Annotated in this window: 4 protein-coding genes; 3 read left to right on the forward strand and 1 reads right to left on the reverse strand. The window is 35.5% G+C overall.

What is annotated here, in order from left to right:
• Positions 1-30: 30 nt before the first annotated feature.
• On the reverse strand, positions 31-177 hold the full coding sequence (locus ACP7AQ_RS05730; protein ID WP_426094735.1) for a hypothetical protein: 147 nt from the start codon (positions 175-177) through the stop codon (positions 31-33).
• Positions 178-744: 567 nt separating this feature from the next.
• Between ACP7AQ_RS05730 and ACP7AQ_RS05735 the strand changes: the two genes are divergently transcribed.
• From ACP7AQ_RS05735 to ACP7AQ_RS05745, 3 genes are all read left to right on the forward strand, one after another.
• The gene (locus ACP7AQ_RS05735; RefSeq protein ID WP_426094736.1) at positions 745-9,435 is read left to right on the forward strand and encodes an amino acid adenylation domain-containing protein; all 8,691 of its coding nucleotides are present in this window, start codon (positions 745-747) and stop codon (positions 9,433-9,435) included.
• A gap of 79 nt (positions 9,436-9,514) precedes the next feature.
• Positions 9,515-19,078, forward strand: a complete 9,564-nt coding sequence (locus ACP7AQ_RS05740) for an amino acid adenylation domain-containing protein (protein WP_426094737.1) — start codon at positions 9,515-9,517, stop codon at positions 19,076-19,078.
• Positions 19,079-19,084: 6 nt separating this feature from the next.
• Positions 19,085-23,809 carry an amino acid adenylation domain-containing protein gene (locus tag ACP7AQ_RS05745; RefSeq protein ID WP_426094738.1) on the forward strand — a complete coding sequence of 1,575 codons (4,725 nt, stop codon included), beginning with the start codon at positions 19,085-19,087 and terminating at the stop codon, positions 23,807-23,809.
• Positions 23,810-23,870 lie beyond the last annotated feature (61 nt).

Genomic DNA, 23,870 nt, shown 5'->3' on the forward strand with positions numbered 1-23,870 from the left:
TTATATTTTTATAAAGTTCAAATCGATCTTTCAAATACATTTTCCAATCTCATGTAATTTTTTTGAAATAGTATTTTCGATGCATGTTTTATTTCCTAATTTTCCAATTAAACTTTTACTCGATTTTCCAGTTAGATCCGGAATATCCAACTCTTGAAAAAATAATTTTGTTGCCATTTTTTGTGACTAATATAATTTTTCAATCCATTCGATTTAGATCCCAAAAAAAAGCACAAATAAATTCACATTATATGATCCTGCCTTAATACATCATAGGAGGGGAGTTGTAACTGCATATGTGTTTTAGTATTTGATCCAAACTTATTAAAATCCAAAAGACCTTACCTCAGCTCTCGAAAGATATCTGAGTCGAAACGGCATAAACATATGTATTTATTTAACAAGACTTAGTGATGTTCTTTTTTATGGGTTTTAAAGGAAGAAAATGTTTTAAAATAATAATCCGTGTATTTATTCAGTACATTATTAATGGTTTGTTTCTTGTGCGGAAAAGTCCGTAATTTTTATATCAAAAGCCCGTAATTTTTAGATGAATGTTACTGCTATTTTAGCACAAAATCTATTGTGCTTTAATCGCTTTGCGGCTTGAATTGCAAAGTTGTAAAAGTATATAATGAATATGAAATCATTGCTCATATAGAATCTTTGCAACAAAACATAACCGCGACTATCTCGTCTAGGTGCTTGTTTAATAAACTAATGGTATAAAATAATTACAATAAAATGAATCACATCAACGACAAAATAGCTAAAGATTATTGGTATAAAAAAAACAGTAGGATTGTTCATTCTATAGAAGGTTTTTCAGGAAGTTCTTCTATAGATTTTATTATAGTTGATGCCCGTGAACTTTCTTACTTCTACAAATTGACAGCGGAAAATACCGTTGCAGAATTTACTGTTTTAATTGCACTTTATAATATGCTGCTTCAGCGGTATTTTGAAGATTGTAATGTTATGTCTTCAAAATCATTTTCGTCTTCTCAACAAGTGCTGTTGTGTTATGAGTTTCAATCGATTGGTCAAAAAACAATAAAGGAGTTTATCCAAGAAGCTAAAAAAGAAGTTCAAGAGGTATATAAATATGCTAATTATTTTGAAGACCGTCTTATTGAACAAATATCCAGTGTAAATTATATTCCTTTTCAGTTTAATTATGGAGTGGATAATGGACCTCATGAATCGTACTACGGATTGTCATTTCATATTGAAAGGCTTAAAAATAAAGATTTAAGGATTTCATTACATTATTCTGAGAAATTTGCAGAAAGTAATATTGCCCTACATTTTTTAAAGAATTTTAAAAGCTGGCTTGAAGAATTAGAAGAAAATATTAATGTATCGGCATCTAAGATTCCTTTAATTTCCAAAGAGGAAGAAAGAGTCCTATTGCATACGTTGAATGGTGCGAAATGCGAATACGACTGCACTATAACGCTAGCTGGAATTGTAGAAAGACAAGCAAATAAAACACCTCAAAATATTGCTGTTGTCTGTAAGGAAACGTCACTGACTTATGAATCACTTAATGAACAGGCAAACCAGCTTTCCCATTATTTTATTAAAGAGCATGGCATTTCCGAAGGTGATTTTGTTGGGGTTAAAATGGAAAGAAGCGAAAAACTGCTTATAGCTATATTGGCTGTTTTAAAGGCGGGAGCTACTTATGTTCCAATAGATGTTAATTATCCAGAAGAAAGAATTGCCTACATAGAAATAGACATTAAGTCCAAGCTGGTTATTGATGTTGCAGTATACAGTGATTTTCAGGAAAACCAAGTTAAATACTCTAAAGAAAATCCATCATCAAACAGAAAATCAGGTGATCTGGCTTATATTATCTACACTTCGGGTACTACAGGTAATCCTAAAGGCGTGATGATAACGCATCAAAATGCCGTAGCTTTAATTCATTGGGCACAAGAGGAATTCAATACGGAAAGTTTTGATATTGTTTATGTTGCTACATCACATTGTTTTGATCTCTCTGTATATGAGATGTTTTATCCGCTTTCTATTGGAAAAAAAATAAAAATATTAAATAATGCTTTAGAGATTGGGACAGAATTAGCCAAAGATCATAAGATTTTATTGAATACAGTTCCTTCGAGTATTCGAAATATTTTAGAGGAAGGTTTTTCTCTTGAAAACGTTACTGTAATTAATCTTGCAGGAGAGCCCTTTCCGGTAGATATAGCTAAAAAGCTGTTACAAACCAATGCCGAAATCAGAAACTTATACGGTCCATCAGAAGATACAACTTATAGTACCTGTTACCAGTTGTCTTCAGAAAAGATATATCAGACCATTCCTATTGGTAAACCTATTACCAATACACAAGCTTATATTTTAGATGAAGAGTTGCAATTAGTGCCAGTGGGTATTATGGGGAAATTATATCTTTCGGGAGATGGAATTGCCAAAGGTTATCTCAATCAGCCTGAACTAACCTTAGCAAAGTTTATAGAAAATCCTTTTGAAGAAGGTGAAAAGATGTATGATACAGGTGATTTGGCAAAATGGATGCCTGATGGAAATCTTGCCTTTTTAGGGAGAAAAGACCATCAAATAAAACTCAGAGGCTATCGCATTGAACTTGGAGAAATAGAAAATGTTATGTTTTCGTTTTCTGAAAACATACTACAAGCAGTTGTTGCCGTTAAAAAGAATAAGGGCAAAGATGCTTTAGTGGGGTATTATATTGAAAACACCACCGTAGATAAAACACATTTAAGAGCTTACTTAGAAAAACAGCTCCCAGCTTACATGATTCCCTCATACTTCATAAAAGTAGAGGAGGTTCCACTAACTCCTAACGGAAAAGTAAACAAGAATGCCCTTCCTGAAATAGCAGATACTACTATTGTTAAAAAAGAATATGTAGCAGCTGTCGATGCTGTAGAAAAAGTATTGGTTCAAATTTGGGAACAAACCTTGGAAATTTCGCCCATAGGTATGAACGATCATTTCTTTGAATTGGGAGGCCATAGTCTAATGATTTCGCAAATCATTAATGCCATCTACAAAAAACTTCATAAGAGTGTTCCGTATAAAGTATTTTATACCAATCCTACTCTCAGTGATTTAAGAAAAGTATTGAAGAATCAGGAATATTTAGCAATCCCTTTGGCTCCTTATTCAGAATCATATCCATTGACACATTCACAAAACCGATTGTGGTTATTAAGCCAATTGGAAGGCGGAAATGAAGCTTATCAGATTTCAGGAGCGGTAACACTAAAAGGAAATGTTGATGTCGTTAACTTTACTAAAGCATTCAATCAGATTGTTGAACGTCACGAAATTCTGAGAACCTTCTTTAAGAAAGATGAAAACGGCGTTGTGGAGCAATTTATTGTTCCAAATAACGAATTTCATTTTGCGATAGAAACCAAAGATTTTTCTCCTGAGAAATCACCTTATCATCATGTACAAGATTATATTGCAGAAAAAGACAAACTGACTTATAATCTTACTGAAGCGCCTTTATTTAGAGCTTTATTGTTAAAAACATCTGATGATGCTTTTGTCTTCTATTTATCAATTCATCACCTTATAAGTGACGGATGGTCTCTAAAAGTAATGACTTCTCAGGTTTTAGAATGTTATGATGCTTTACAAACAGGAGAAACAATCACTTGGTCCGAAAATTCTGTTCAATTTAAAGATTATGCAATATGGCAATTCGAAGAGCAGAAAAAAGAACGATATCAAATTGCAAAACAATTTTGGCTCAAACAATTTGAAGAAACAATACCAGTGCTTCAATTACCAGGCTATACTAACCGTCCAGTTGTAAAAACATATACCGGAAGTCAGTTTCGTTGTACTTTCGCAACAGAATTACTTACCGAATTAAAAAACCTTTCTAAAAGTTCTCAGGTAACACTATTTGCGGTGTTGATAACAGGAGTAAAAACATTGTTATCAAGATATAGCAACCAGAACGATATTGTTATAGGAACTCCAATAGCCGGACGAGAGCATCCGGATTTGGAACATCAGATAGGTTTGTATATAAACACGCTTGCAATACGAACATTAATAAACCCAAAAGAAGGATTTTCGAGATTACTTCAAAGAGAAGGTAAACAACTTTTAGAAGCTTATGAGCATCAGAATTTTCCATTTGATGCTTTAGTAGAACAATTAAAAATTTCCAGAGATACTTCAAGATCACCTTTGTTTGATATTATGGTTGTTTTGCAGAATCAGTATCAGGTATCAAACTTTAAAAATAAATTTTCTTCTGATATTGCTATAGAAGAATTTGAAATAGAGAGAAATGTAGCTCCGTTTGATATTGTTTTTACTTTTACAGAAAAAGAAGCACTTCACTTAGAAATTCTTTACAATTCAGATCTTTATACCTCCGATTTTATTCAGGGAATAATTAAGCATCTAGAGAATCTCTTCTATCAGGTAGTCACAAAACCTGAAATACTTCTGGAAGAAATAGATTTAGTTTCCGAAAGTGAAAAAGAAACCTTATTACATACATTTAACAATACTAGTGTAGATTTTGATACTGAAAAAACAATAATAGATTTGTTTTTGGAACAAGTAGCGAAGACACCTCAAAATAAGGCTGTAATAGCAAATGATGAGGCTTTAAGTTATACAGAATTAGATGAATTATCCAATAGATTGGCGAATTATCTTATTCAAAATTATAAGATCGCTAAGTATGATTTGGTAGTTGTTAAATTGGGGAGAGGAGAACGCCTACTGATATCGTTACTGGGAGTTTTAAAAACGGGAGCTGCCTATGTACCAATAGATTCGAACTATCCTGAAAAAAGGATTAAGGATATCTTGGATGAAGTTGCAGCCAAGGTAGTAATAGACGATACTTTTTTGGATGACTTTTATTGTCAAGAACAGTTATCTTCTATTCAACCTAAAATAAAAAACGAAAGTATGGACTTGGCTTACGTAATTTATACCTCTGGATCTACAGGAAAACCAAAAGGTGTTATGATTACGCATAAAAGTTTGGCAAACTTGTGTTTTTGGCATAAAGAAACCTATGGCGTTAATGAAACCAGTAAAGGGACTTTGTTTTCTGGGGTTGCATTTGATGCGTCAGTTTGGGAAATATATCCTTATCTGATATCAGGAGCAACACTTTATCCCATCCAAAAAGAAGAAATACGCCTGGAAACACAAATGTTAGTGTCCTTTTTGCAAGAAAATGAGATTACCCATGCGTACTTGCCTTCAAAAATCTGTCAGGATATAATGGCAGATGACAGCTTAGAATTATCCACTACAATACTTACTGGGGGAGAGCGTTTAAATTATTCGATAAATACTTCCTTGCAGGTATACAATAACTATGGTCCAACGGAAAATACAGTTGTAACGACTTATTATGATTGTAAAGAAGCTTTAAAAGAAAAGGTATCCATTGGAAAACCAATAACTAATGCCAAAGTTTACATCCTCTCTGAAAACTTAAAATTACAACCGATTGGAGTTATTGGAGAATTGTGTATTTCGGGAATAGGACTTTCAAAAGGCTATTTGCATCAACCGGAACTTACGGCAGAGAAATTTATTCAAAACCCATTTACAGTAGAAGGAAAACTATATAAAACTGGGGATTTAGCCCGATGGTTGCCTGATGGGAATCTTGAATTCATAGGGAGAAAAGATAATCAGGTAAAAATACGAGGCAATAGGGTTGAATTGGGAGAAATAGAGCATGCTATTAGGGAGTATGAGCCTACAATATCTAACGCCTTGGTGTTAGTAAAAGAAATAAACAAAGAGCTGGCCATCATAGCCTATTACACTGCGGCGGTATCTATAGAAAAAAAATCACTTAGAGATTACTTAAAAGAGAGGTTGTCAGATTATATGGTGCCCAGTTATTACATCGCGCTGGAAACATTACCATTGAATGCAAACGGTAAAGTAGATCTTTCAAAACTGCCAACAATTTCTGAAGATGATATACTGAAAAAAGAATATGTGGCTCCAGAAAACGAAGCGGAAACAAAAATTGCCGAAATCTGGCAAGACCTTTTAGGACATCAGACAATAGGTGTTACCGATGATTTTTTTGAACTTGGCGGACATAGTTTGTTATTGACTAAATTATTAAACGAATATCAGAAAACATTTAAAATAGCACTCGATCTTAAGACACTTTATACCAATACAAGCCTCAAAAGCCATGCGTTGCTTTTAAATGATTCAGCAGAGGAAGTATATGAGATTGAAAAATTAGCTTCTCAGGAATATTATGATTTATCGCCTTCGCAAATGCGATATTGGCTGCTTTATAAAATACAGGGCAAATCCAGAGAATTTAATATTTACAGTACGTTTGATTTACCGGCTAATTTGGATGTTACCGCTTTTGAGTCTGCGTTTAATGCACTTTTACAGCGACATGAGATTTTAAGAAGCATATTTGCTGAAGAAGCAGGTATTCCGAAACAAAAAGTACTATCGAATTTACAGATATCAATCCCATATTTCGAATCGGAAAAAGCTATTAAAAAAGAGGTTTTTGAACATGAGTTTGATCTGGAATCACAACCGTTATTTAAAATAGCCATTTTAAAACAAAACGCAACTTACAGATTGTATTTTAACATGCATCACAGTATAGGCGACGGTTGGTCTATGAGAATTATTTCCAGAGATTTAATGGCTATTTATACGGCATTAATAGCCGGAAAAACGGCAGAACTGCCACAATTGTCAATACAATACAAAGAGTATGCACAATGGCAAAATAAAGTATTGCAGTTGTCAGAAGTTCAGGTCAATTATTGGAAAGAACAATTTGCAGGACCTTTAGCATATCTGCAATTGCCATCAGATTATATTTCAAAATTAAAAAAAGCACAAGCTTCTTCTTCGTATACAATATACATTACTGAAGATAAGAAGAAAAAGATAGAAGAATTATCAGGTAAAAATGGTATAAGCGTATTTGCCGTATTTGTAGCAACACTAAAAATACTATTGTTTAGACTTACTTCAGAAGAAGATATTGTTGTCGGAATTCCTGTGGCAAACCGAAATCATTATCAGGTAAAAGATCTGGTAGGTTGTTTTATTAATACGGTGATGTTGCGTGACAAAATCAGTAAAAATATATCCTTCCAAGCATGGTTGCAAAACGTTAATGAAACGCTTATAGCCGCTTTAACACATCAAAATTTTCCATTTGAACAGTTATTAGAATTAATCGATGTTCCACAAAACGACAATCGTTTTCCACTAAGTCCTGTTTTTTTAAACATGGTTGATTTTGATTCAAAAACACTGGACACAATAACGGAATTTAGTCCAAATCATGAAGTCTTGGATGCAACACCAAAATTTGATGTAGAATGTTACATAAAAAGTTTTGCAAACGGATATAGTATAAACTGCGTGTACGATCATGAACTCTTTAAAAAAGGAACCATTGAATATTGGATAGATGCTTATTTATCTATTATCGATCAGGTACTTGAAAATGACGAAAAACAAATACAAACCATACAAGTATTTGAAGATTTTATTTCTCATGAAGATGATTTAAAACCAGTTAATGATTTTAGTTTTTTTCAAGAAAATGAAATCCAGCAAAGTATAGCACAACGATTTGAAAAACAAGTAGCGTTATTCCCAAATCATGAAGCTGTAATATCAAATCAAACCGTACTTACTTACAAAGTTCTTAATAATTGCGCCAACCATTTAGCCCAACAAATTAACGAAAAAGCGAATCCGGAAACGAAACGAATAGCACTGCTTTTAAACCACAATGAAACTTGTGTAATAGGAATGCTGGGTGTACTTAAAGCAGGATACGGATATGTTCCTATAGATGCGAACAGTCCTTTGAGCAGGATTCAGTATATCATCGAAGATTCAGGATGTAATGAGCTGGTATGTAATACTACAACAATTGAAAAAGCATTACAGCTACAGGAAGTATTACCACAATTATCAGTTATAAAGCTATCTGAAAATTATGATCTTCCTGAAACTCCAAACCCGGAGAATAGTTTAAATGCTGGAGCAGAAGCTTATGTTTTATATACTTCCGGATCTACAGGAATGCCAAAAGGGGTTTTACAAAATCAAAAAAATGTACTCCATTTTATAAGAGTATATACTAATAATATTCACATTGCAGAAAATGATAATTTAAGTGTTTTTTCTACCTATACTTTTGATGCTTCCGTAAAAGATATTTATGGAGCTATTTTAAACGGCGCTAAAGTTAGTTTCTATGATATAGTTGAAAACGGGCTTGACCAACTTTCAGAATGGCTGCTCGTTCAAAATATTTCAATTATACATATGGTGCCAACAATCTACAGGAATTTTTTAAAAGGACTGGAAGAAGGTCTAGTGTTACCTACAGTAAGATTAATTGATTTAGGAGGAGAATCATGTCATAAGTCAGATTTGGATTTATTTAAAAAACATTTCATTGAAGGTGCTTTTTTAGTAAACGATTATGGACCAACAGAATCTACTATTGTAAGTCAAAAATTCTTAAAGCACACGTCTCAATTAACCAGAAACAATATACCTCTAGGTAAAGCAGTAAAGGAAACTGGTATCTTCTTATTAGATGAAAACAATCGACCGAGAGGTGTTTACCAAACGGGAGAAATTGTTTTCAAAAGCGACTATCTCTCATTAGGGTATTTAAACATGCAGGAATTAACAGATAACGTCTTTATAACAGATCCGATAACAGGAGAAGGCAGGGTTTATAAATCTGGTGATATAGGAAAGATGCTTCCTACCGGGGAAATTGAATTTTTGCAACGAAAAGATTCTCAGGTAAAAATCAATGGATTGCGAATAGAACTATCCGAAATTGAATATCAACTGGAGCAAATTGAGTTTATAAAAGAGGCAGTGGTTTTGCTTAAAGAATTACAGGGAAATAACTATATAACGGCATACATAAGGTTAACGGAAGTTTTAGATGTGACTAAAATAAAAATGCTTTTAGGACAAATATTACCTAAATATATGATTCCGACGATTTATATAACCATGGAAGAATTTCCGTTGACACGAACCGGAAAAATAGAAAGAAAAGCATTGCCAAATCCTAATGTATCCGATTTGAAAACGGTGCCTTATGTAGCTCCTAAAAACGATATAGAAAGTGAATTGGTAAATATTTGGGCTGAAGTTCTGAAACTCGAGCCTGAGATAGTAGGAACTGAAGATAATTTCTTTGAATTGGGAGGGAATAGTTTACAGGCTGTCGTTCTGATTAATAAAATAAACAAAATATATAATACAATGTTTTCTATAACAAATCTATACGAAACCTTAAATATACGGGGTTTATCAGTCTTGCTGAACTTCTATATAATTCAAAAAAACGAATTTGATATGATACTTCAGGAAGAAGATCAAGACGAAATCGTTCTATAAAGATTTTTTTTAAAAGAAAATCTAATCATTAAAAAAAATAAAAATACAAATCTGGGAATACCAGGTTAAACAATTTTTTATGAAAAATGACATTCTACATAAACTTCTTTCGTTTGGAGTTCAGCTGAAAATAACTGATGGTAACCTTAAAGTTAATGCGCCTAAAGGCGTATTGACAAAAGAATTATTAGAAGAGATTAAAGAACACAAGGCGTATTTAATGAATCTAATATCTATCAGTATATCCATTCCTAAAGCTGAGGTAAAGGAAAGCTATGCATTAACTCCAACGCAATATTTTATGTGGTTTACCCATGAATATCTTGGAGGAGACAGAGCATATAATATTACTTCAACATTGAAGCTGCAAGGAAGACTAAATGAAATGCTTCTTGAAAAAGCATTCCAGCAGGTTATAGCACGCCACGAATCACTCAGAACCATTTTTAGAAAAAATGAAAAAGAAGAAATACAACAGTATATCCTAACAAAGGAAAAAACCGAGTTTAAGCTACAAACTGTAACGTTTCAGCATTTTTCAGTTGAGCAACTTCACAATCAAATTAAACAAGAATACCAAAAAGCTTTTGATTTAGAAAAAGACCTTTTGTTAAGTGCTACCTTATTAAAAAGCAGTGAAGAGGAACATATTCTGTTGTTTATATTGCATCATATAATAGGAGATGGCTGGTCATTGCAATTACTGACCAGAGAAGTCATGCTTATTTACAACAGTCTGGCAAGTGCGCAGGCAATAGAATTACCCGAACTTTCTGTACAATACAAAGACTACAGCGAATGGCTTAATGAAAAGCTTGCAAGTCCTGAATATATAGTAAAATTACAATACTGGAAACAACTGTTTCAAACAAAATCTCCTGTGCTGGATTTGATTAAGGAAAAACGTCCGGCTATCAAAACCTATAATGGACGTATACACAATCATGAATTTTCTAAACAGTTTTTAGGGGAGTTAAATGCATTCGCCAAAGAGCAGCAAATGACGCTGTTCATGTTGCTAATGGGTGGACTGAACGGATTGTTTTCCAAATATACAGGTCAGAGCGACATCACACTAGGAACTACTGTTGCCGGAAGAGAACATGCTGATTTTGAGCACCAAATAGGACTTTATTCTAATGCCTTACCAATACGTACTCAGTTTGAAAAAGAAGATAGTTTCCTGCATTTGATGCACAAACAAAAAGAAACACTTTTAAAAGCATACGAAAATAAAGAATATCCTTTTACAGCGTTAGTCAACCACTTAACAATTCCTAAAGATCAAAGCAGATCAGCCTTGTTTGATATTATGGTTTTATTGCAAAATCATCAGGGACTTGAAATCAATGATCAAAAAGGAATAAATGGAGTAGTTGCTTCTGAATATAATGAAATCGAAAGAGGAGTCAGCCAGCTTGATATCAGTTTTGTTTTTGTAGAAAAAGAAGATGGCCTGTCGTTAAGTGTAGAATACAATACAGACATTTATAACCAAAGTTTTATAACAGGTCTTTTGGATCATTTTGAACGATTTGTAAAATCAGGTTTGCAAAAACCAAATCAGGGGATAAATGCAATTGAGATTGTAACTTGGGCAGAAAAAAATAAAATACTTACCGAATTTAATAAGAAGAATGTTTCTTATGAAAAATCGTTAATACTTGATCTTATAAAATCAGCAGCTGCTGAAAACCCAAACCAGACAGCACTCCTTTATCAGGAAGAAGAAATAAGTTATACGCTTTTAGAAGAATACAGCAATAGACTTGCAAATCATCTGGAACAACAACTTCATGTCAAAAAAGGTGATTTTATCGGAATTGCGTTAGAAAGAAATTCCTGGACTATAATTACAATCTTAGCTGTATTAAAAACAGGTGCCATATATATACCAATAGATCCGGCGTATCCTGAAGAAAGAAAAAGTTACATACAACAGGATAGTGGCTGCAAGCTGACGATCACTGATGCCGTATTGGAAGAATTTAAAAATACGTCCCATACCTATAGCGGAACATACACATCTGACATAACTCTAAAAGATTTAGCTTATGTAATTTACACTTCCGGATCGACAGGAAACCCGAAAGGAGTGCAAATAACCCATGCTTCTTTGGCAGATTATGCAATAACTTTTAAAGATTACTTTCAATTGTCATCAGAAGACAGCATCCTGCAACAGGCCAGTATTTCTTTTGATACTTCGATAGAAGAAATATTTCCGATCCTTATTAGTGGAGGAACTCTGACGATATATGAAGGAAAAGGTGATTTCGAAACATTATTCCGTCTTTGTGAACGCCGAAATATAACCGTTCTGAGTACAAATCCGTATGCATTGCAACACTTAAACGGAACTCATCAACAATATGATCTTAAAATTAGAACACTAATTAGTGGTGGAGACGTTTTACAACCGGATTACATAAGCAATTTGTGGAAAAACATTGCTGTGTACAATACCTACGGCCCAACAGAAAGTACAGTTTGTGCTACTTATTATCTCGTAACAGAACAACAAAATGCCATTCCAATCGGAAAGCCTGTTTCTAACAGACAAGTATATATTATAGAACCGGAAAGCAACCAATTAGCTCCTGTAGGAGTTTTGGGAGAACTTTGCATAAGCGGGAAAGGACTTTCTGTAGGTTATTTGAATCAACCGGAACTGACAGCAGAGAAATTCGTGAACAATCCTTTTTTTGAAGGTGAAAAAATGTATCGTACAGGCGATTTAGCTTACTGGCGTGCAGACGGTAATATAGAATACATGGGCAGAATCGACCATCAGGTTAAGGTTCGCGGTTTCAGGATTGAACTTGGCGAGATCGAAACGGCCTTACTGCAATATACTTCCGATTTGAAACAAACAGTCGTAGCGGTAAAAGAAGTCAATGGCGAGAAAGTGCTGGTTGCTTATTACGTGAGCACGCAAGAACTTGACAAATCTTCTGTTCGAAAATACCTTCAGGGAAAATTACCCGAATATATGGTTCCGGGATTTTATATTGCATTGGAGACTCTTCCCCTGACCCCAAACGGAAAAACAGACCGCAAGGCACTTCCGGGCATCAGCGGAGAAGACTTAATCCGAAAAGAATATGCGGCACCCCGAAATGCAACAGAACAGGAACTTGCCGCAATCTGGCAGGAAGTTCTTTCACTGGACCAAGTAGGAATCACCGATAACTTTTTTGAACTTGGAGGCCACAGTCTTGTTGCCGCTCAGGTTATAAACCGAATCCAGAAACAATTAAACCGAAAAGTTTCCTTCAGGGATTTCTTTTCAAATCCTACCATCGAAGGTCTTGGACAGCAACTCAAAGAAGAAGAAGGTTATGTATCCATAGAAAAGGCTCCTTTGCAGGACAGTTATCCTGTAACGGCTTCCCAGAACAGGCTTTGGCTTTTAAGCCAGCTTGACGGGGGTTCACTGGCCTATAATATTCCGTTTGCCCTTGAATTATCAGGTCATTTGGATAAGGAAAAATTCGAAGCTTCTTTCCAAAAAGTAATCGAACGACATGAAATACTAAGAACGGGTTTCAAAGCCGATGACTCAGGATTGGTACGCCAGCATATTTTACCTGCAAACTCCGTTGCTTTTAAACTGATCCATGAAGATTTCAGTTTAGTTAATAATAAAGAGCAAACAGTATCGGATTACCTTCAGAACCAAGGCAATATTGCCTTTGACCTGGAGCAGGCACCTTTGCTTCGCGCCGGACTTTTGGCTCTTGATAAGCAGAAACACGTTTTCTTTTTATCGATGCACCATATTATCGGAGACGGCTGGTCTTTGGAATTACTGGTTTCAGAAGTCGTACAAATCTATAATGGTTTAAACTATGGATTCGAAATTGACCTTCCGGTATTAAATATTCAGTATAAAGATTATGCCGTTTGGCTTAACCAGGAACTGCAGCAGGAAAAACACCAGCAATCCAAAGAATTCTGGCTGTCTCAGTTCTCAGGGGAAATTCCCGTATTGGACCTTCCGAGTTTCAGCAAACGCCCTTTAACACAAAGCTATAAAGGAGACAGTGTCAACCGTACTTTTTCACAGTCCTTCTCCGATAAGCTAAAAACCTATTCAAAAACCCAGGACGCCACATTGTTTATGACTTTGATGGCAGGGGTAAAAACACTTCTTTACCGATATACGGGCCAGAATGATATTATCATCGGTACGCCAATAGCCGGAAGGGAGCATCCTGATCTGGAGAATCAGGCAGGACTTTACCTTAATACACTTGCCGTGAGAACCCAATTTGGGGAGAAAGTAAATTTCTGGCAAGTCTTAAACCAGGAAAAACAGACCTTACTGGAAGCCTACCAGCATCAGAATTATCCATTTGATGACCTGATCGGAAACCTGAACCTGAAAAGGGACATGAGCCGTTCTGCACTTTTTGATGTGATGGTGGTGCTGCAAAATCAGGGCCAGCTGAAAAATCTGGTAAACGGTGATGGACTGACAGGATTGGAAATCAGGAATTACGAGTTTAAAAGCAAAACCTCACAGTTTGACGTAAGCTTTGTTTTTATAGAAAGAGAAGAAGGTTTATCCCTAACGATACAGTACAATACAGATCTTTACGATAGTTTGCTTATAGAGAGAATGTTTGCCCACCTGGAACTTTTAATGACCCAGGCAATGGAAGAAACGTCCCTTACGGTAGAAGAACTGTCCTATATTACCGCTGAGGAGCAACTTCAGGTAACAGAAACATTCAACGATACCTTTGCGGAATATTCCAAAGACAGGACGATTATCGATCTGTTTGAAGAACAGACGGAAAAAACACCGGATCAAATTGCTGTTGTTTTTGAGGACAAGGAACTGAGCTATCGTTCGCTGAACGAGCAGTCCAACCAGCTTGCAGGGTATTTGAGAAAACATTATGCCATTGAGCCTGATGACCTTATCGGGATCAAACTGGAGCGAAGCGAACGTATGATGGTAGCCATATTTGGAATCCTGAAATCCGGAGGGGCATATGTCCCTATCGATCTTACCTATCCGCAGTCCAGAATTGACTATATTGAAAAGGACAGCAACAGCAAACTGATTATTGATGAGGCAGTTTTGGAATTGTTTTATCAGGAACAGCAGCAATATTCGCCATTGAATATCCAAAAAAACAATACACCAAATAATCTGGCCTATGTGATTTATACCTCCGGTACTACCGGAAATCCTAAAGGAGTAATGGTGGAGCATACCGCTTTAGTAAATCGTTTGGAGTGGATGCAAAATTTTTATCCAAATACTGAAGATGATGTTATTCTACAAAAAACAAGTTATTCATTTGATGTTTCTGTATGGGAATTATTCTGGTTTTCATTTACAGGATCTAAATTATGTGTATTAAAACCTGACGGACAAAAAAGTCCAAAAGAAATTATTGACCATATTAAAAAATATAAAGTCTCAGTCCTTCATTTTGTGCCTTCCATGTTAAATCTGTTTTTAGATTATTTAGAAGAAAACAAAAATGAAATCCAAAATTTAAAAAGCCTTAAAACAGTATTTGCAAGTGGAGAAGCCTTAACGGTTGACCAAAACCGCAGTTTCTTTATTCAATTACCAAATGTCTCATTAGTAAATCTATACGGCCCGACTGAAGCTACAATTGATGTGAGCTATTTCAATTGTTCAGAAAATCTGTTATCGGTTCCTATCGGAAAACCAATTGAAAATATTCAATTGTTTGTTTTAAATAATGATTTACAGCCACTTCCAGTTGGAATTGTTGGAAGATTATATATTTCAGGAGTAGGTTTAGCGAGAGGTTATGTAAATCAACCGGAACTGACAACAGAGAAATTCGTGAACAATCCTTTTATCGAAGGTGAAAGAATGTATGATACAGGCGATTTAGCTTACTGGCGTGCAGACGGTAATATAGAATACATGGGCAGAATCGACCATCAGGTTAAGGTTCGCGGTTTCAGGATTGAACTTGGCGAGATCGAAACGGCCTTACTGCAATATACTTCCGATTTGAAACAAACAGTCGTAGCGGTAAAAGAAGTCAATGGCGAGAAAGTGCTGGTTGCTTATTACGTGAGCACGCAAGAACTTGACAAATCTTCTGTTCGAAAATACCTTCAGGGAAAATTACCCGAATATATGGTTCCGGGATTTTATATTGCATTGGAGACTCTTCCCCTGACCCCAAACGGAAAAACAGACCGCAAGGCACTTCCGGGCATCAGCGGAGAAGACTTAATCCGAAAAGAATATGCGGCACCCCGAAATGCAACAGAACAGGAACTTGCCGCAATCTGGCAGGAAGTTCTTTCACTGGACCAAGTAGGAATCACCGATAACTTTTTTGAACTTGGAGGCCACAGTCTTGTTGCCGCTCAGGTTATAAACCGAATCCAGAAACAATTAAACCGAAAAGTTTACTTCAGTGATTTCTTTTCAAATCCTACCATCGAAGGTCTTGGACAGCAACTCAAAGAAGAAGAAGGTTATGTATCCATAGAAAAGGCTCCTTTGCAGGACAGTTATCCTGTAACGGCTTCCCAGAACAGGCTTTGGCTTTTAAGCCAGCTTGACGGGGGTTCACTGGCCTATAATATTCCGTTTGCCCTTGAATTATCAGGTCATTTGGATAAGGAAAAATTCGAAGCTTCTTTCCAAAAAGTAATCGAACGACATGAAATACTAAGAACGGGTTTCAAAGCCGATGACTCAGGATTGGTACGCCAGCATATTTTACCTGCAAACTCCGTTGCTTTTAAACTGATCCATGAAGATTTCAGTTTAGTTAATAATAAAGAGCAAACAGTATCGGATTACCTTCAGAACCAAGGCAATATTGCCTTTGACCTGGAGCAGGCACCTTTGCTTCGCGCCGGACTTTTGGCTCTTGATAAGCAGAAACACGTTTTCTTTTTATCGATGCACCATATTATCGGAGACGGCTGGTCTTTGGAATTACTGGTTTCAGAAGTCGTACAAATCTATAATGGTTTAAACTATGGATTCGAAATTGACCTTCCGGTATTAAATATTCAGTATAAAGATTATGCCGTTTGGCTTAACCAGGAACTGCAGCAGGAAAAACACCAGCAATCCAAAGAATTCTGGCTGTCTCAGTTCTCAGGGGAAATTCCCGTATTGGACCTTCCGAGTTTCAGCAAACGCCCTTTAACACAAAGCTATAAAGGAGACAGTGTCAACCGTACTTTTTCACAGTCCTTCTCCGATAAGCTAAAAACCTATTCAAAAACCCAGGACGCCACATTGTTTATGACTTTGATGGCAGGGGTAAAAACACTTCTTTACCGATATACGGGCCAGAATGATATTATCATCGGTACGCCAATAGCCGGAAGGGAGCATCCTGATCTGGAGAATCAGGCAGGACTTTACCTTAATACACTTGCCGTGAGAACCCAATTTGGGGAGAAAGTAAATTTCTGGCAAGTCTTAAACCAGGAAAAACAGACCTTACTGGAAGCCTACCAGCATCAGAATTATCCATTTGATGACCTGATCGGAAACCTGAACCTGAAAAGGGACATGAGCCGTTCTGCACTTTTTGATGTGATGGTGGTGCTGCAAAATCAGGGCCAGCTGAAAAATCTGGTAAACGGTGATGGACTGACAGGATTGGAAATCAGGAATTACGAGTTTAAAAGCAAAACCTCACAGTTTGACGTAAGCTTTGTTTTTATAGAAAGAGAAGAAGGTTTATCCCTAACGATACAGTACAATACAGATCTTTACGATAGTTTGCTTATAGAGAGAATGTTTGCCCACCGGGAACTTTTAATGACCCAGGCAATGGAAGAAACGTCCCTTACGGTAGAAGAACTGTCCTATATTACCGCTGAGGAGCAACTTCAGGTAACAGAAACATTCAACGATACCTTTGCGGAATATTCCAAAGACAGGACGATTATCGATCTGTTTGAAGAACAGACGGAAAAAACACCGGATCAAATTGCTGTTGTTTTTGAGGACAAGGAACTGAGCTATCGTTCGCTGAACGAGCAGTCCAACCAGCTTGCAGGGTATTTGAGAAAACATTATGCCATTGAGCCTGATGACCTTATCGGGATCAAACTGGAGCGAAGCGAACGTATGATGGTAGCCATATTTGGAATCCTGAAATCCGGAGGGGCATATGTCCCTATCGATCTTACCTATCCGCAGTCCAGAATTGACTATATTGAAAAGGACAGCAACAGCAAACTGATTATTGATGAGGCAGTTTTGGAATTGTTTTATCAGGAACAGCAGCAATATTCGCCATTGAATATCCAAAAAAACAATACACCAAATAATCTGGCCTATGTGATTTATACCTCCGGTACTACCGGAAATCCTAAAGGAGTAATGGTGGAGCACAGCAATGCTGTTGCATTGATTGACTGGTCAAAAGATGAATATGCTCAAAGCTCATTTGATATGGTTTATGCCGTTACCTCGTACTGTTTTGATTTATCTGTTTATGAATTTTTCTTCACTTTAACTACAGGAAGAACGTTACGAGTATTAAAAAATGCATTAGATATAGCCACTTATTCCCATAGTGATAAGAATGTGTTATTGAATACAGTTCCATCGGTAATCAGAAAATTATTAGAAGATAAAATTTCTTTAGGGAATATTAAAGTACTTAATATGGCCGGAGAAATATTGCCTACGGATATTGTAGATCAATTACCGTTAGAATCGATAGAAGTTAGAAATCTTTATGGACCAACTGAAGATACTACGTACAGTACCAGTTATTTGATTACTTCAAAAAATCACAGAACTATTTCTATAGGGCGTCCTATCACCAATACACAGGCATGGATACTGAATGAATCGCTTTCTCCTGTACCAACTGGCGTAACCGGTAAAATATATCTTTCAGGAAAAGGAGTGACAAGAGGATATTTGAATAAAGCGGAACTGACAGCAGAAAAATTTATAGCCAATCCTTTTATGGAAGGAGGTATCATGTATGATACTGGTGATTTAGGATACTGGCTGCCAGATGGTAAAATAGAATTTATAGGAAGAAAAGACCATCAGGTCAAGATACGTGGCTATAGAATTGAATTGGGTGAAATTGAAACGACTATTTCCAAATATTCAGAATCAGTAAAACAGGTTATTTTAGAAGCCAAAGAAATAAAATCAACCCAGGCATTGGCTGCTTATTATGTAGCTTCAGAAGACATTGATAAAGGAAAGTTGAGAAATTATCTTCAGGCTGTTCTGCCCGAGTTTATGATTCCTGGTTATTATGTGCAATTAGAAAGTATGCCGCTGACTCCGAATGGTAAGATAGACCGAAAAGCATTGCCAGGCATATCAGGTGAAGATGTTATAAAGAAAGAATACGTAGCACCAAGAAATGAAACAGAAGAGAAGCTGGTAGAAATCTGGAAAGAAGTATTGAAAGTTGATAAAATTGGAATAACTGATAATTTCTTTGAATTAGGCGGACATAGTCTGATTGTTGGGCAGCTCATTAATCGAATTAACAAACAGTTTGATGTATTGATTAACATAAAAGAGATTTTTATGTCTCCTACAATTGAAATTCTTGCCTTAAACATAGAAAATGCAAAATGGTTTGAAGAAGCTGTTTTAGAAGACTCTGCGACAAAAATTTTTATATAAAAACATATGGAAGTTCGTTTATTTATTAAAAGATTAAGAGAAGAAGGTGTAACGCTGAAGCTGAACAATGATCAGCTCGAAATTGTTTTGCTCAATAATCATATTGAGGATGAAACCCTTGAATTACTCAAAAAACACAAACAGGATATTATCGCTTATTTTTCAGCTATTTTATCAAAAAACAGCGGTAATGAAATTCCACTAGTAAAAGAGGCAGCTTCTTATCCGTTAACGGCTTCACAAAACAGATTTTGGGTAGTAAATCAGCTCGAAGGTACTTCGTTGGCCTATAATATGCCTGTTGCTTTAAAGCTTAAAGGAGATCTGGAGGTGTCAAAATTCGAAGAATCTTTCCTTTTCTTAATCAACAGACATGAGATTTTGCGCACTTCATTCCGGTTAAATGAAAACGGTGAGGTACATCAGTTTATCACTTCTGCGGAAGAGTTAAACTTTAACCTAAACTATATTGATTTCAGTCTGGACACCGAAAAAGAAACAGCTGTAGCCAATTATCTAGCCAGACAAAATGCGATTGCTTTTAATTTGGAACAAGCACCTTTACTTAGAGTTTCATTGATTAAATCAGCAGATCAGGACTATGTGTTTTTCATGACGATGCACCATATTATAGGAGACGGCTGGTCATCAGAATTATTGGTTAGGGAAATAGTAACAATTTACAATTCCCTGGTCCAGTCAAAAGAAATAAACTTACCGGAATTAAGAATCCAGTATAAAGATTATGCGGGATGGTTAAACCAGGAATCGCAGCAAGAACGTTATAAGGCATCTGAAAATTATTGGTTAAATCAGTTTTCAGGTTCGCTTCCTGTACTCGAATTGCCGGGCTATAAAAAACGTCCATTGGTAAAAACGTATATCGGAGATTTTCTGAATTACCAATTCTCCAATGCGTTTTTAGGGAAATTAACAGCTTTTTCACAAAAACACGATGCTACTTTATTCATGACCCTGATGGCCGGAATCAATACACTATTGAACCGATATACCGGACAACAGGATATAATAATTGGTTCGCCAATTGCAGGGAGAGAACATCCGGATTTAGAGAACCAGATTGGGCTTTACCTGAATACTTTGGCTTTGCGTACAAAAATGGATAAGGATTTCAGTTTCTTGGATTTATTGCATCATGAAAAAGAAGTGATATTGGACAGTTATGAACATCAGGGTTACCCGTTTGATGAACTGGTAGATAAACTGGAACTAAAACGTGACAATAGCAGATCAGCCTTGTTTGATGTTATTGTGGTGCTTCAGAGCCAGTCGAAACTTAATAATTTTAAAAGCGGTAAGTTAGAAGGATTGGAGTTTAAAGAGTATCAATTAACGGATAAAACATCAAAATTTGATTTTGTTTTCTCTTTCACAGAAACGGATTATTTGTCTTTAGAAATCAATTACAACACAGATATTTACGACTTATCTTTTGTAGAAAAAATAGCAACTCATTTTGAGAAGCTATTATGTGCAATGATAGAGCACCCCGAAACTAAAATTCAACAGATTGATTATTTAAGTCCTCAAGAAAAACAGCAGATTTTAGTTGATTTTAATAACACAGATGTTGTATATCCAGGAGATAAATCGATAATAGCATTATTTGAAGAACAAGTTTCCAAAACACCGGGTCATATTGCCGTTGTTTTTGAGGATAAAGAACTTACATACAAAGAGCTGAATGAGCAGGCAAATGAACTTGGGCATTATTTAAGAGATAATTATCAGGTTAAGCCGGATGATTTTGTTGGAATAAAATTGGGAAGGAGTGAAGAATTAATTATTGCTATCCTGGGAATCTTAAAATCCGGAGGTGCCTATGTACCTATTGATACCAATTATCCTGAAGACAGAATAAAATACATTGAAGAAGATACGCGTTGCAAAATAATTGTTGATACTGCTGAATGGAATCTTTTTAAAGCCATAAAAAAAGAAAATACAAAAGACAATTTGCCATTAGTAAATTCCTCTGATGATTTAGCATATGTAATTTATACCTCAGGAACTACAGGAAATCCTAAAGGCGTAATGGTAGAACACAAAAGTGTAGTGAGACTGGTAAAACCGGTTGCTTATTTTCCATTGAATGAAAACAGAACGCTTTTAAGTACTGGAGCAATTTCTTTTGATGCAACCATAATAGAGTTTTTTGGCACCTTATTAAATGGGGCGAAACTAATAATTGCAAAACAAGATGACCTTTTAGAAATAACAAGTTTAAAAGCCATCATAAAAAAAAATAAAGTCAATTGTCTCTGGATGACAGCTTCATGGTTTAGTCAGGTTACAGACAGCGACATTAGTGTTTTTGAAACCATTGACCATCTGATCGCAGGAGGCGATGTGGTATCTCCCGTACATACCCAAAAACTATTCAGTGCTTTTGAAGGTATAAAAATAACAAATGGATATGGACCTACAGAAAACACCACATTTTCTTTAACGCATGAAATTAAAAATAGCGAAACAACTTCAATTCCTATAGGAAAACCTATTGAAAACAGTACTGCTTATATTTTAGACGAATATCTTAAGCCGGTGCCGGTTGGGGTTGCAGGAACTTTATATGTAGCAGGCGACGGTTTGTCAAGAGGATATCTGAACAAACCGGAATTAACAGCTGAAAAATTCATCGAAAATCCTTTTGTTTCCGGGACAATAATGTACAATACCGGCGATTTAGGAAAATGGCTGCCCAACGGAGATGTAATCTATTTGGGAAGAAATGATGACCAGGTAAAAATTAGAGGACACAGAATAGAATTGGGAGAGATTGAAAGAAATATTGCTGATCTTAAAGGAATAAGACAATCAGTTGTCGTTATAAATGAAAAGGAAGGCGATAAATATATTGTTGCTTATTATGTGGCAGACCAAAAAACAGACAAAAAACAAATTCAGGAATTTATATCAAAAAAACTGCCTGATTATATGTTGCCCGGTTATTATATGCAGATTGATTCGATTCCTTTAACTTCAAACGGAAAAGCAGATAAAAATGCCCTTCCTGCGATAACCTATACGGATTTGATTGAAACGGAATATGTAGCACCGGAAACTGAAATCGAAATTAAACTAGCAGCTATCTGGAAAGAAGTTCTGGCAATTGATAAAGTAGGAGCAAGCGATAATTTTTTTGAAATAGGGGGACATAGTATTAAGGCTATGAAATTGATTACAAAAATAAAAGAAGAATTTGAGGTTAATTTTAAAATAAGCGAAATTTTCACCAAACCTACATTGTTAGCGCAAGCACAGTATATTACTTCTCTGGAAGTTGATTTAAATAATAAGATTCCGGTATTTCCCGAGCAGTCAGGTTATCCGGTTTCATTTGCGCAAAGGAGATTATTGCCATTAAGCCAGATAAAAGAAAGTTCTGTGGCTTACAATATTCCAACCACATTAGTACTGAAAGATGGTTACGATCCGGATTTCTTTATTCAGGCTTTGCATGCAGTAGTAGAAAGACATGAAATTTTAAGAACGGTATTTGAAGAAGATTACGATGGAAATTTCAGCCAGCGTGTTAAAACGTCTGAAGTATTAGATCTTAAAATAAGTTCTTATGATTTTACCCAAAGCAAAAATCCTTATAACGAAGTATTTGATTATGTTTATAAAGATTCGTTTAAGCCGTTTGATATAAAAAATGGGCCATTGGTACGATTTACTTTGCTGAAAGTTGAAGAAAAGACTTTTGTTTTTTATAGTAATCTGCACCACATCATTTTTGACGGATGGTCTTACAAAGTTCTTAAAAGTGATGTAATGGCTTTTTACAATGCTTTTCTAAATTCAGAAAAACCAATGCTTCCGGATTTGCGCATTCAATACAAAGACTTTACAATCTGGCAGCTAAAAACAGTTAAGGGAGATGATTACCAGAAGCAGAAAACTTTTTGGAAAAATCAGTTTCAGGGCGAAATACCACAGTTGGAGCTGAATTTTACAAACAAGCGACCTAATCTTAAAACATACAACGGATCGATGCTGACGTATCTCATTGATGGGAATGCGTTTGAAAATTTTATAAAATTATCAAAGACTACAGGAACAACTCCTTTCCTGAATCTGCTGGGTATTGCAGCAATGGTTTTATACAGAAATTCTCTTCAAAAAGAGATTATTATAGGAAGTCCTGTTTCAGGAAGGATTCATCCGGATTTGGATCATCAGGTTGGTTTTTATGTTAATACGCTACCATTGAGTATATCTTTAGAAGAAGATCAACCGTATCAGCATTTTGTTGAAACAATTAAAGAAACCACTTTGGCTTGTTTTGATAATCAGTCTTATCCATTTGATGTTTTATTAGAAGATTTGAATGCAGGAAGAGATTTGTCCAGAAGTCCGCTTTTTGATGTGATGCTTACTTTGAATGAATATGAAGAAATCAATGAGAATGTAATCAAAGATGGCCAATATACAGAAGAAGATGCAACCAGTAAATACGATCTTTTATTTGAATTTGATTTGTTTCAAAATAACCTGCAATGCCGTTTTACCTATAATATCGATTTATTTGATAAAAACGATATTGAAGACGTAATTACAGGTTTTAAAAAATTACTGGAAAATGTATCAGAAGATCAATCCCTGACACTGAATGATTGCCTGAATTTAATTATAAGTGAAGAGGAATTTTTAGAACAGGAAGATTTTTTAAATGCCATAACTTCAGAAATAAGCGAAGAATTTTAAACAATTTAACCAAAAAAAAATTGGGATAAAGTTTAATGATTACTAAACAAAAAAAAATAGA

Source organism: Flavobacterium sp. DSR2-3-3 (genome assembly GCF_049896585.1).
In the GTDB taxonomy this organism is placed as follows: domain Bacteria; phylum Bacteroidota; class Bacteroidia; order Flavobacteriales; family Flavobacteriaceae; genus Flavobacterium.